Raw genomic sequence first — 13,129 nt, 5'->3', positions numbered from 1 at the left:
TGACGTTTGTTGCGTAAATCTAGCTTACCGCCGCTTGCTCCAACGAACTTAAAATGTGGGAAAGCAAAGCAGCAGTCTCTCCTGTCTCGGAATTAACCCTACTATGAGCACTAAACCATCAAAATAAAACCATAGCAAGAGTTCCGAACTTTCAAATCAAAGCACCTTCCGAAAACTCTAAAACTCCCCTTCCTCCCGATCCTGCATTTTATTCGCGGCGGCCCTACACATCGACTACAAGACGACATCCAACGAATTTAAAATGTGGGAAAGCAAAGCCGCAGTCTCCCCTGCCTGCGGCGCTCCGCGCTGTCTCGGAATTAACCCGGCTACGACGACAAAGCCATCAAAAAGCAACTGTAGCAAACGTAAAGCCCTTTCAAATCAAAGCACCTCCCGAAAACTCTAAAACTCCCCTTCCTCCCGACCCTGCATTTTATTCCGTGGCGGCCCTGCACACTGTACTACTTCAGAATATCAACGGCGCCCCTGCACGCTGAGCTATCTCACTCCGACCGCAAGCTCTTCGTCGGGTTCATAACCGATGCCCTGATGGCCTGATAACTTACCGTCAGCAACGTGATGGCTACAGCACCGAATACAGACGCAGCAAAGATCCACCAGGAAATATCCGTACGATACTCATAAGTACTCAGCCAGTTGGTGATCACCAGCCAGGCGAGGGGCACTGCCAGCAAGCTTGAAACCAGCACAAGCAACACAAAGTCCTGCGACAACATGCGCCACAAGTTTGAGACTGACGCTCCCAATACCTTGCGAATGCCGATCTCTTTGGTGCGTTGCTCCGCCACGAACGATGCCAGCGCGAAGAGGCCCAGGCACGAAATGAACACAGCGAGTATGGCAAAGAATGTCGACAACGTTCCTACGCGTCGTTCATTGCCGAACTTCTGCGCGTATTCCTCGTCGACAAATGAAGGTGCAATAGGCGACCCCGGATTCACGCGCTTGAATACCGTCTCGATCTTCGACAACGCTTCGGCTGGAGCAGCATTGGGATTGAGCTTCAGGATGAATACGTTCTCGTTGTCGTTCGACAGGTGCCACATCGAAGGTCGCACAGGTGCGTAAGGAGATTGCACCAGCAGGTCATTCACGACGCCAATCACAGTGAAGGCCTTTCCCTCCCATCGGATAACTTTTCCCACTACAGGATCTTTTAATCCGATGAACTTTACTGCCGCTTCATTCAGGATAAATGCGGAAGTATCGGATGCAAAGTCGCGTGAAAAGTCTCGACCTTCCTTGAGTTTCCATTGGATTACCTTTCCATAGTCGTGCGAGACTGCGTTGTTGGGAAAGTCGACCGATTGGTTCGGATCTTTACCTTCCCAGTCGAAGCCTCCGTTGGTATTATACACTGCTGTCGTCGGACTTCCCGATTCCGCCATTTCAACTATGGCGCCTAACTGAACAAGTTCTGATCGTACGGCATCAAAGTGATCGTGCACCTCTTTCGACGCGGAGATGTTCACAAGGCCGTCTTTACTGTATCCCATGGGCCGGTTTTGTGCGAATTCAATCTGACGGTACACAACGATTGTACCGATGATGAGTATCGTTGAAATGGTGAACTGCAGAACGACAAGCACCTTGCGGGGAAGGGAGGCGTATCGTCCTACGCGGAACGTACCCTTCAATGTTTTCACGGGTTGAAATGAGGAGAGGAACAATGCTGGATATAGTCCTGCCAGCAGGCCGGTCATCAGGATGAAGCAGGCGCCGGCCGTCCAAAACAGTGGCTGCGACCACGGGAGGGCTATGTGCTTGTCGGCAACATTGTTAAATGATGGAAGTATAAGCAGGACGAGCAGCACAGCAATTACAAACGCCAGCACTGATATGAGCACCGACTCGCTGAAGAACTGCGTGATCAGTTGACGCCGTTGTGATCCAATTGTTTTACGAATGCCCACTTCCTTGGCGCGCTTCTCGGAGCGGGCAGTGCTCAGGTTCATGAAGTTGATACAGGCCAGGACGAGTACAAAGGCACCAATCGTTCCGAAGAGCCATACGTTGGAGATCCTTCCGCCGACGTTGACACCATCCTTGAAGTCTGAATACAAATGCCACCGGGGCATAGGATGAAGAAATACGACGGGATTCATCCTCCGATCGTCGAGGGGAAGTTTGTTAAGCTTCACGTCTTTGATTTTGGCAGAGACCTGCTCCATGTTAGCGGTAGGCGCGACCATGGCGAATGTGCGGGTATAATTGCTGCCCCAGGGATTTTCCATCTTCTGGATCCACGTGTTCTGAGACAGATACAGCGACCAGGGCATGATCATCTTAAGGTCATAGAACGAAGAGTTGGAAGGGATGTCTTCATAAACTCCTTTAACAGTGACATCTTCGCGGTTGTCGACTCTGATAATTTTCCCGACAGGGTCGTCATCTCCAAAGTAAGATTTAGCGACCGACTCCGATAGCAGGATCGAATTCATGTCCTTCAACCCATCACGGGTGCCATATTTCATTTTCAGGGTAAGCATTTCGGCCACTTCGGGTTCGAAGAAGCTGCCGGGCTTGAGAAACATTTTGTCTCCATACGTGAGCGTATGGTCGAAGTTCCAGGATGCCTGCAGAACGTAGGTGAAGTCGTCGCCGTAAACGCGGCGGATCTCCTCGGCCATTTGTGCGGGGTTGGCCTCCTGGGTTCCTATTCTTCCATTGAACGTCTGATGTTGCATCACCTGGGCGATGCGTGTATAGTTGTCGTGGTAGGTGTCGTAGTTCACCTCATCGTAGACCCAGAGCCCGATGAGGATGGCGACTCCCATGCCGACGGCAAGTCCGCCGATGTTGATAATGGAATACAGTCTGTTTTTCAACAGGTTGCGCCAGGCGATCTTAAAGTAGCTTCGGAACATAGGCTTAGTACTTCGATGGGGGTGAGAAGTTACGAAGAATTAAGAATTAAGAGTTAAGAATTAGCCACCGCCCTAGCGGGCAGGCGTAGCCACGACCTTTGGTCGTGAACCTGGCGGCGTCTGGCCAGTGGCTAATTCTTAACTCTTAATTCGTAATTAAATTTCTTTGTCCTTATCGCCAGATCGACCATTTTAAGGGCAACAACAGTTGGCTGGTATGTACGATGGCGAATTTGAAGACGATGCAGTAGGCGGAATTGATGACCTGATCCGCTATCATCAGCGCGAAATGGAGCGCATGAAGGTTCGGGTGAAGCAAGCGACGGATGATCATGAATTTGAAGAAGCCCGCGCGTTTGACAACGAATTCTTTCGTCATGAATCAAAGCTGAGACTCCTCAGAGATTTGAGTGATCCCACGTTTGACCGGCGTGCAAGCCTTTATAGGCGTTTGGTGCGCTTAGAAGAAAAGTTGCAGGAGAATTCACACCTCCCTCAGTATGCCGCCCAGTGCAAGCAGCAATTAAAAGAGATCAACGACGAACTCGATAAGCTTGAAAGTAGAAAATACGCTCCGCTGGAGACACAATATATTGATGACGCCCTGTTCGAACTGGTACAGGGGAATATTCAGGGCTTCAGCATTGTTTTGAACAAGAGGGAAGGAATTGTCATTCAATTTTATTGTAAAGAGAACTTACTGTTTGTCCACTTTCTGTATAGTAAAGGAAGCATAGGCAAGTTCGATAAGAGGCATTTGCGCAGTCTTGGATTTTTGAAGACAGAAGAAAAGAGGAATTACGTTCGCGAGTTTGATGTGCGTCTCTTTTATGATGCACAGCCGGTCAAGCAAATATTATCAGCGATATTGTTCGAGATGCTGGGTCGCGGACGGTTCGACAATCCTACCGAACTGATTATTGACGTGGGCTCCGACGGAGAATCAGGAGATTCGGATGTTTGAAACTCACAAAGCTATACGCCTGCATCCGCCGAAAGCTGCAGATAATTTCCCGCAGTTTGCTTCATACAGATTCGCTGGCCCGTTCCCTCGCCTGCTGCAACAACAGAGACATCTGTTGCTGTTGAAGAATGCCCGCCAGCTCTGACGCAATTCTCACGGATATGCGTCGCAGGAATTCAAGGTGGTGTCGTTCAAATATCTGAAACGACGCCAGCTCAATGGCACCATAAACTTCTTCCCTGAATATGAGTGGAAAGATGATGACGTTTCGCGGAGTTGCTTCTCCGAGGCCTGAAGTAATCTTTACATAGTTACGGGGAATGTCTGTGAGACAAATAAAGTCTCTTTCTTCCATGCACTGCCCTACCAGTCCACAGCCCTTATCGCTGTTAGTATTTTCGGACACGAACCGCTTCTTTTCATATGCGTAAGTCGATACCAGTTCTACATTGTCACCTGACTTAAAATAAAATGCACCCTGGTTTGCGCTGAGATATTTTATGACTGTGCTGAGAATGTGATCGGCGTAATCTTCATTACCGGAATTGTGATTGCGTATTTCACCAACAAGGGCAATACCTTTCACAATCCAGTTTTGCCTGCTTTCGTCTTCCCGGATGGACACCAGCTTATTGTGAAGTTCTACAACTGCGCTTCCTGCTTCTCCCTCGAGAGACATACCCGACAATGAACTCTCCTCATGTCCAAGTCCCCGCAACGCCAGGGCTATCTCACCGAGTTGCCTGTTACAGCGTTCTATACACCTCCCCGCATCTGCCAGTACTTCGTCTGCGCCGGCTCCCTCACTGCCAGTAGCCAGACGCAGGCGACCAACGTGACGCTGAATCATCCAAATTTTGATGAGCATCAATACCAGCAACAAGGCCTGAGTGATAATTAATGCTGCATTTATTTCCAGGTAGAAGAACAGCATTGGAACGATCAATGCACCCAGGATGAACAAGACATTCTTTCTTAAAAAGGGAACCATCGTTATTTCTCTCCATGTCCACATTCATTACTCTTCGGGCAATGAATAACAGGAACTATCAAACAAACTAAACTGGGGGCCTTTGAGAAATAAAATTAAGAACCCTGGAGAATGGGAAAGGAACCAAACATCATATGATGAAATGATTTTTGTCAGGCTTTGTTTTCGCGGCGGCGGACCTAACGTGCTTCGGCCCCCCACGCTGTACTATTTCAGAATATCAATGTCGACCTCTGCACATTCGACTACAACAGACATTAACGAATTTAAAATGTGGGAAAGCAAAGCCGCAGTCTCCCCTGTCTCGGAATTAAACCTGCTATGAGCACCAAGCCATCAAAATAAAACTGTAGCAAACGTAAAGAATCCTCAAATCAACGCACCTCCCGAAAACTCTAAAACTCCCCTTCCTCCCGACCCTGCATTTTATTCGCGGCGGTCCTGCACGATTTGCTACTTCAGAAATCAACAGAACTTAAAATGTGGGAAAGCAAAGCCGCAGTCTCCCCTGTCTCGGAATTAAACACACTACGAAGCACGAGCTATCCAAAAACAACTGTAGCAAACGCGCTGAACTTCCAAATCAACGCACTTCCCGAAAACTCTAAAACTCCCCTTCCTCCCGACCCTGCATTTTTATTCTGTGGCGCCCCTACACACTGTACTACAACAGACATCAACCGAATTCGAAATGTGGAGAAAGCGAAGCCGCAGTCTGCGGACAAAAAAAAGGGCCCGCCTAGCAGACCCTCCGTATTCTAATTATCTTAAATAGATTCCTTGTACTACGCCATGGCCAGACGCTCCTCGATGAGTACGTCCTCGATCAATACGTCGTGCTTGAAGGTAAGTGATCTTACGTGGCGCCCGCTTTCGTCGTAGAGGAAGAATTGCCCTTCTCTTCTACCCTGATCGTACATGCCGTCGCTGCAGCATTGTCCGTTGGGATGGAACGTAGCGAAACGTCCGTGCTGGACGCCCTGAACGAAATGTTCCTCAATCATGAGTTCGCCCGTATCATAATACTCGCGCCAGAGACCCGTCTTCAGGTTGTTGTCGTAGTTTCCGCGGGCAATGACAACGGCGTGCTTATTATATTCCACCCACATGCCGTCGCGTGTTTTTTCAGTAGGTGCAGTAGCAGGATGGACTACGCGTGGCGTATTTACGACGGCACGCTGGACGTTGCCATTGCCGCGCGATACATTTCCAGCGACGCGTTGCGCGTTGCCTGCGACGCGTTGCGCGTTGGCTTTATTTCCTTGAGTGTTTGCTGCTATTCTTTTCCCGTTAGCGGCAGCTTTGTGCAGCGACTTGCCCATCGGCTTCGCCTGACGTTTCGTGATCTGCTTCCCCGCGATGGGCTTTGCGGCGAACGATTTGCCTGCCACAGACTTTGTCACTGACTTGCCTGGAACAACTTTAGCTGCCGGCTTCTGGGCCGGGAACATGTTGTGCAGTCGTTGGGCAGTCTGGGAAATGAATTGGAACTTGTCACGGAGCGTCTGTTTCAGCGACGGTATAAATGCCGTCTTGTAAACAGGCGCAACGGCATGCCTGGTCGTCGTGTTGACGTGGCCCAGCATAGGTTTAAAGGCCTGGCGCACGATCAGTCGCAGCGCAAGCCTGAAGTCGAGTAAATCGCCGCCAATGTCTGGCAGGTTAAAAAATGGATTCTTCATGCGATTAAAAATATTCCTCACAATGCCACACCCCCGCTGAACGGCCCGGGCGCGAACAGGTCGCGCGTTTCACACACGAAAGGCACAGACTTCCCGTTGGGACGTTCTCCGCGTCAACAACCTTACGTGGTGCAGCGGAAAGCGCAGCGCCCACTGTAGGCTCCTGTTTGCGGTGTTCATCGTGTTCGGCGAAGGCGGTGTATATCATTTCGCGGATAGTGTCGTTCAGATGCATCGTTTCAGCACTTATATTATAAGTAATGACGATTCCAAGGGTGATCTTTATCCACGGAGTGCACGTAGCGTCGATGCTTCAACATTCCAGCTGTTACTCTTAATTCGCCATCATTTTGATGACTTATAGGAGTCTCTCCGATAGACGTTTGTGTCAATTTGAAACCAAAATCAAACTTGAAACAAAGGCGGCTAAAGGCGTCATGCTTCAATGGATTCTTACATGTGTGCGATTACCCTACTCGTATTCGGAAAGGAAAAAAAGCCCCGCTCAGCAGTCGCCTTGCGGGGCAAAGGCAGCACGGAGGGATGTACATCCCGAGCCCAAGAATCCGTGCGTACTAAACCTACCCCGAATTCCCAATGGAATCCTATGCTAGCAGTAATACTAAAAGCGTACCATTTTAAATACCGCGAACGGACGCTGATTTCGAAGATGCATGAATGATTTTGCCGGGTAGAAATGTACCGGTGGGGCGAAATGAACCAGGCAGAAATTAAGAATTAAGAATTAAGAATTAATTGTCCTTCCAGCGTTTCAGTTTATCTCTGAGTGTCTTCCTGTCTATGCCCAGCACTGTTGCTGAACGTGTGAGGTTGTTGTCGTTCGCGGCCATGACATCAACGACGTATTCTCTTTCGATCGCGTCTAACGTGCGGTCTAGTCCACGTTTGCTTCGTGCTGAGTAATGGAGTGATTCAGGGAGGTCGACCACATCAATCGTGGTGTCGTCGCACATGATGACCAGGCGATGAACGAGGTTTTGAAGTTCGCGCACGTTGCCTTGCCAGGCATATGAGCGCAGCGCCTGCATCGCGTTAGTACTAAACTTCATGGGAGGCTTATCCAACTCCTGTACATAGCGGGCAAGGAAGAAGTCTATCAGCAAGTCGATGTCGTTTCCTCGCTCGCGCAAAGGAGGAAGGTCTACAGAAATAACATTAAGACGATAGTACAGGTCTTCGCGAAAGTGTCCTTTCCTCACCAATTGCATCAGGTCGACATTCGTTGCTGCTATGATGCGCACATTGACCTTGAGGGTTTTCTTTGAGCCCACCATGTAAAACTCCTTCTCCTGCAATACGCGCAGGAGTTTCGCCTGCATGGCGAGGCTTGTGTTGCTGATCTCGTCGAGAAATATCGTTCCGCCATCGGCAGTCTGAAAGAATCCGGCGCGTGTTTCGGATGCGCCCGTGAAAGCTCCCTTAACATAGCCAAACAGCTCGCTCTCTAGGAGCGTGTCGGGAATGCCTCCGCAGTTGACCGGCACGAACGGTGCGTTAGAGCTTGCGCCTCCGTAGTGCAACGCGCGGGCTACTAGTTCCTTGCCTGTGCCGCTCTCTCCCTGTATCAGAACTGTCGCATTTGTAGATCGCGCCTTCTGTATCCGGCTGTACACCTTCTTCATGCCATCCGAATCGCCGATGATTCCGAACTGATGACTTGATGCCTGTGGTTTCCGGGCGCGCCCTGACCTTGCCAGCACTCTGTCGACCGCGGCGAAGAGTTCTTCGTCGGTGAACGACTTTACAAGATATTCCTCAGCACCAATCTTTATCGATTCTATGGCGCCCTGTATCGAGGGAAATCCTGTCACTACCAGTATACCAATATTGCGATAGTTCTCCGCAGCATGGCGAACGAGTTCAATGCCGCTCTGTCCCGGCATGCGCAAGTCCGTAATGAGCAAATCGATCTGCAGCGTTGCAAGAAGTTTCAGGGCAGACTGCACATTGTCTGCGGAATATATCTTATAGTCGCGCGTTTGCAGGTTACGGCGAATGAGCTCAATACTCTCGGGCGAATCGTCGACAATCAAAACGGAGAGTGAATCGGTACCTGATACGTTTGTTTTGGCGGATGGTTTTTTCATGTTAAGTCCGTTAAAAATTAAGAATTAAGAATTATGAATTATGAATTAGCCGTCGCCCTTGCGGGCAGGCGTAGCCACGACCTATTGTCGTGATCCCGGCGGCGTTTAGCCGATAGCTAATTCATAATTCTTACTCCTTAATTCTTAATTGTATTTCAAACCTCGTGCCCTTCCCTACCGCACTGGTAACTGCAATTTTCCCTTCGTGGTCTTCAATGATGCCCTGAACAACGGAGAGGCCGAGGCCCGTTCCTTGTCCGACGGGTTTGGTGGTAAAGAAGGGCTCGAAGATCTTCTTTCTTACTTCTGGTGTCATGCCATGGCCCGTGTCGGCGATCGTCAGCTTGACATACTCATCGCTCTTCTTAGTGATGACACGAATGGTACCGCCATTGGGCATTGCGTGTACCGCATTCGTAATGAGATTCACGAGTACCTGACTCAGCTGAACAGGGTCTGCCTGTATTTCGGGAAGATTTGCATCCAGCTTGCGAACCACTTCAACGCCGCGATCCTGGAACCGGACGTCGATGAAGTAAAGTATGTTTGAGATGATAGCATTAAGGTTCACCGAGATCACCTGGCGGGGCATCTGCCGCGAGAACAACATGAGCTTTTTGATAATCTCCCGTGTGTAGAGTGAAGCTTTGATGATGCGCTCGATGTCGTCGGCCGGCTGCCCTGTAAGGCCTCCGTTCTTCTGAATCAGCTGAGCAAAACCAAGTATGCGTCCGAGTGGCTCGTTAAGTTCGTGAGCAATGCCGGCACTCAACTCTCCGACAAACGCAAGGCGGTCGGAATGCTGTAACTGAAGCTGCAGCTTTTTGTTGCTCTCGGCAATATGAGCTTTATGGATGAACAGTGAAACTTCGCGTGCAATCGCTTTGAGCAGGTTTTTCTCCTCCTGAAGAAATGCAGGAGCAGTAGGGATCTTGTCCTTAACAGAACCTTTCGTTGCACTCTTTTTTGTTACCTGGTGTCCGGTCTTCTTCCCGGGCGCCTTGTACCCCACTTTAATAGTCCCAACCAGATGCGGCCCTTTGCCTTTCGCTTCCAGGTGCGACGATATATAAGTTCGGCATTTGGCAAAGCCCGGAGTCTCATGACTAAACTTTGACGTGGTGATGCTCACTTCTGCCAGCTCGGGAAATTGCATCGCTTCCGGCAAAAGGCGCGCAGTCTCGTGCAGTAAGGCATCAACATCGTTGTCGGCCTCGAGGGCAAAGCGGGTTACGGCGTATAAACACTTTAGCTCCTTAACGCGCTCGCGTAGTTTTAAATCGCTGGTACTGCTCAAAGAAATTAAGAATTAAGAATTAAGAATTAAGAATTGTGATTCAGCGTCCTGATCAAGTCCCTTCACACTGGCGCAGACAAACAATCAAATGAACAGTTTGTTCTTCACACTTAAATTCAACGTGGCGAAGGTACGGCTCCTTCTTTTCAACTTCCAAATGAATATTTGCATGCGTGTGGTACGTTTCTACCCGGTGGGTAGTTTTTAACCAGCGGTTAGCCAAAATTAAGTTGCCTGTGCGGCTGATAACGCAATGTTTTGCGGCTGGCACGGATTTGTCTATCACAATCAGACCGCACACGATTCTTTACTAGCGAGAGACGAACAAGACAACAAAGACATGCAGGGAAGACTGATTACATTGACCGACTACCGACGCCTTATGGACGTCATTAACACATCAACATCAACGATATCGCCGATGATATCCGCGCGACTTACATATGAACTTAATGGTGCGCGGATCTTCGCGTCAGAAGATATAGACGAGAAAGTAATTACCATGAATTCCAGGGCATTGCTCAGAGATCGGGTAAATGGCTCGGAGCTGGAGGTTACTGTTACTTATCCGGGACAGGTTGATATTCGCTCAAATCGTATCAGTGTATTCTCACCGGCAGGACTCGCATTGTTGGGACGTAAGACCGGAACCATCATCGCCTGGAACACACAGGCTGGCCTGCGCCAGTTTGAGGTAGTGGAAGTATTGTTTCAACCTGAAGCCGTCGGCGACTATAGCTTATGATTTCCGTTCTTGACTTCGCCCGCCTCGCATTGCTTATTGTTGTGCTCACCTTTAGTGTGCAGGCAAATGAGCGAGCAAAGCGGCTTGTCCGGGAGAGACGTGTAAACCGCGAGCAACGTATGAACGGCGTGTTGCAGCCGCGTTTTCGTCCGACGTCGGAGAGTGAGCACTCGGGCCAGGAGATGCTGGATGAGGACGAGGAGGGCGAGTTGAGAAATCAAGTGTTGGTTGTAAGAGACACGTTATAAGTTCGCCGTGGAAAAGGGAATGTCGGAAGCAGGTGACAGATGATTAGCGCTTTCTTCAATAATTAATTCCTGTATTACGCGCGATGAAAGGAAAGGGGTCGCGGTTGATATGCTCATGTAGTACAAGCGTGCGGGCCGACGTGGATGTGCTGAAGTAGTACAGCGTGCAGGGCCGCCGCGAATAAAATGCAGGGTCGGGAGGAAGGGGAGTTTTAGAGTTTTCGGGAGGCACTTTGATTTGGAAGTTCCTTACGTTTGATACAGTTTCATTTTGATGGCTTAGTGGTCGTAGCTGAGTTAATTCCGAGACAGGGGAGACTGCGGCTCGTCTTTCCCACACTTTAAGTTCAGTTGATAGTTATAGTGAACTCGCCTCAGGTCTCGACGCTCTTCACCTCTACAACAACTTTATTGTCGACAAGCAGATCGATACTATACCGTGCTCGATCGTGATGCCATCAAAAATAAATTGACAAACGTTTTTCTTCTAACACACTCTAGCCGTCATTCACCAAATAAGAAAACAGCATCTTACGATATGCCGTTTCCAATAAGCCAGGACCAACCGGAAATGAATTTTTATCGCCATGGCGATAGCGCCGCACACCGACTACGCCCAAATATCCATCGAATTTAAAGTGTGGGAAAGCAAAGCCGCAGTCTCCCCTGTCTCGGAATTAACCCAGCTATGACCACCGAGCCATCAAAATAAAACCATAGCAAACGTAAAGCCCGTTCAAATCAACGCACCTCCCGAAAACTCTAAAACTCCCCTTCCTCCCGATCCTGCATTTTATTCGCGGCGGCCGTACGCATCGACTACAAGACGACATCCAATGAATTAAAAATGATTAATGCGTCGCGCGCGGAGCGTTTGATTAAACTTTCTTTGCTATTAATCTATGACCCCTATGGGGTCTGAATACAATTTGCGCTCTTGTCATTGATCTGTGACCCCTTGCGATTGATCTGTGACCCCTATGGGGTCTTAATGCAAAAAAGGGGCTTACGCCCCTTCTATTTTCAACATGCAGTTCGTTGCTCTTATTCGTGGAAGTTGTACACTCTGAATCCACCTTGCTTCAGCACGTTTTCGCCTCTCATCAGGTCGATGTCGGCGTCGACCATTTCCTGAAGGAGCATGTCGACATCGTACTTTGGTTTCCATCCCAGGATCTGTTTTGATTTTGTCGGATCGCCGAGCAAAAGATCAACTTCGGTAGGACGGAAATATCTTGGATCGATGCAAACCACTTCATCGCCGGCTTTGAGTGCGCAGCCTTCAACTTTTGAATTGTCAACAGAGTCGATGATACCCACTTCGGTGATGCCTTCGCCCTTCCAGATGAGGTTGGCTCCAACGTGAGCAAAGCATCTGCGCATGAACTCGCGCACTGACGTAGTTTCGCCGGTCGCGATTACATAGTCGTCGGCTTTAGCCTGCTGAAGAATTAAGTACATAGCTTCGATATAGTCGCGGGCATGTCCCCAGTCGCGTTTTGAATCGAGGTTACCCATGTAGACCTTCTTCTGAAGGCCCAATACCATTCGCGCTACGGCACGTGTCACTTTACGGGACACGAATGTCTCACCGCGCAAAGGTGATTCGTGGTTGAAGAGGATACCATTACATGCATACATGTCGTACGCTTCGCGGTAGTTCACAGTTATCCAGTAGCCATAAAGTTTCGCTACGGCATAGGGAGAGCGTGGATAGAATGGCGTTGTCTCTGATTGAGGAACGGCCTGAACCTTGCCGTATAGCTCAGACGTTGACGCCTGGTAGATGCGGGTCTTTTCAGTAAGTCCCAGAAGGCGCACCGCTTCGAGGATACGAAGTGTACCGATGGCATCGGTGTTGGCCACGTATTCCGGCATATCAAAGCTCACGCGAACGTGGCTCATGGCGCCGAGGTTATATATTTCGTCAGGTTGAATTTCCTGAATGAGGCGGATGAGGTTCGTTGAATCCGTGAGGTCTCCGAAATGAAGTTTCATTCTGGCACCCTTGTCGTGCGGATCCTGGTAGATATGATCGATGCGTGCGGTGTTGAACAGCGATGAGCGACGCTTCAATCCATGAACTTCATAGCCTTTGTCGAGCAGAAACTCGGCAAGATAAGCGCCGTCCTGTCCTGTAATCCCGGTAATAAACGCCTTCTTCATTATTGTATTATATGTTGATTTATTGATTTGTTGATTT

General features: G+C 49.3%; 9 protein-coding genes and 1 pseudogene. 3 read left to right on the top strand and 7 right to left on the bottom strand.

The genetic code is table 11. The features are described from left to right. Positions 1-506: 506 nt before the first annotated feature. On the bottom strand, positions 507-2,891 hold the full coding sequence (locus tag WBG78_RS07110; RefSeq protein WP_337325701.1) for an ABC transporter permease: 2,385 nt from the start codon (positions 2,889-2,891) through the stop codon (positions 507-509). 217 nt (positions 2,892-3,108) lie between these two features. Between WBG78_RS07110 and WBG78_RS07105 the strand changes: the two genes are divergently transcribed. Beyond that, positions 3,109-3,855, top strand: coding sequence for a hypothetical protein (locus tag WBG78_RS07105; protein WP_337325700.1), 747 nt, complete (start codon positions 3,109-3,111; stop codon positions 3,853-3,855). Positions 3,856-3,916: 61 nt separating this feature from the next. On the opposite strand, the gene WBG78_RS07100 is transcribed toward WBG78_RS07105, so the two are convergent. The 4 genes from WBG78_RS07100 to WBG78_RS07085 form a co-directional block, all read right to left on the bottom strand. Further along, positions 3,917-4,870, bottom strand: a complete 954-nt coding sequence (locus WBG78_RS07100; RefSeq protein ID WP_337325699.1) for a GAF domain-containing protein — start codon at positions 4,868-4,870, stop codon at positions 3,917-3,919. 761 nt (positions 4,871-5,631) lie between these two features. Continuing rightward, complete coding sequence (locus WBG78_RS07095; RefSeq protein WP_337325698.1) at positions 5,632-6,528, bottom strand: hypothetical protein; 897 nt, start codon at positions 6,526-6,528, stop codon at positions 5,632-5,634. A 752-nt stretch (positions 6,529-7,280) separates the two neighbouring features. Further along, positions 7,281-8,636, bottom strand: a complete 1,356-nt coding sequence (locus tag WBG78_RS07090) for a sigma-54-dependent transcriptional regulator (protein WP_337325697.1) — start codon at positions 8,634-8,636, stop codon at positions 7,281-7,283. 130 nt (positions 8,637-8,766) lie between these two features. Continuing rightward, complete coding sequence (locus WBG78_RS07085) at positions 8,767-9,933, bottom strand: sensor histidine kinase (protein ID WP_337325696.1); 1,167 nt, start codon at positions 9,931-9,933, stop codon at positions 8,767-8,769. A 340-nt stretch (positions 9,934-10,273) separates the two neighbouring features. On the opposite strand from WBG78_RS07085, the gene WBG78_RS07080 reads away from it, so the two are divergent. Beyond that, the gene (locus WBG78_RS07080; RefSeq protein ID WP_337325695.1) at positions 10,274-10,678 is read left to right on the top strand and encodes a GreA/GreB family elongation factor; all 405 of its coding nucleotides are present in this window, start codon (positions 10,274-10,276) and stop codon (positions 10,676-10,678) included. Then, positions 10,675-10,926 (top strand): hypothetical protein, encoded by a 252-nt coding sequence (locus tag WBG78_RS07075; protein WP_337325694.1) that lies wholly within the window; start codon positions 10,675-10,677, stop codon positions 10,924-10,926. Before WBG78_RS07080 ends, WBG78_RS07075 begins: the two co-directional genes overlap by 4 nt. A gap of 374 nt (positions 10,927-11,300) precedes the next feature. On the opposite strand, the pseudogene WBG78_RS30760 reads toward WBG78_RS07075, so the two are convergent. Beyond that, positions 11,301-11,363, bottom strand: a pseudogene (locus WBG78_RS30760) (hypothetical protein); the annotation flags it as partial. Positions 11,364-11,970: 607 nt separating this feature from the next. Next, positions 11,971-13,092 (bottom strand): GDP-mannose 4,6-dehydratase, encoded by a 1,122-nt coding sequence (gmd, locus tag WBG78_RS07070; protein ID WP_337325693.1) that lies wholly within the window; start codon positions 13,090-13,092, stop codon positions 11,971-11,973. Positions 13,093-13,129 lie beyond the last annotated feature (37 nt).

It is taken from the genome of Chryseolinea sp. T2 (assembly GCF_037203685.1).
Lineage (GTDB): Bacteria > Bacteroidota > Bacteroidia > Cytophagales > Cyclobacteriaceae > Chryseolinea.
The sequence above is the reverse complement of the archived record's forward strand: the minus strand, read 5'-3'. Positions and strand labels throughout refer to the sequence as shown.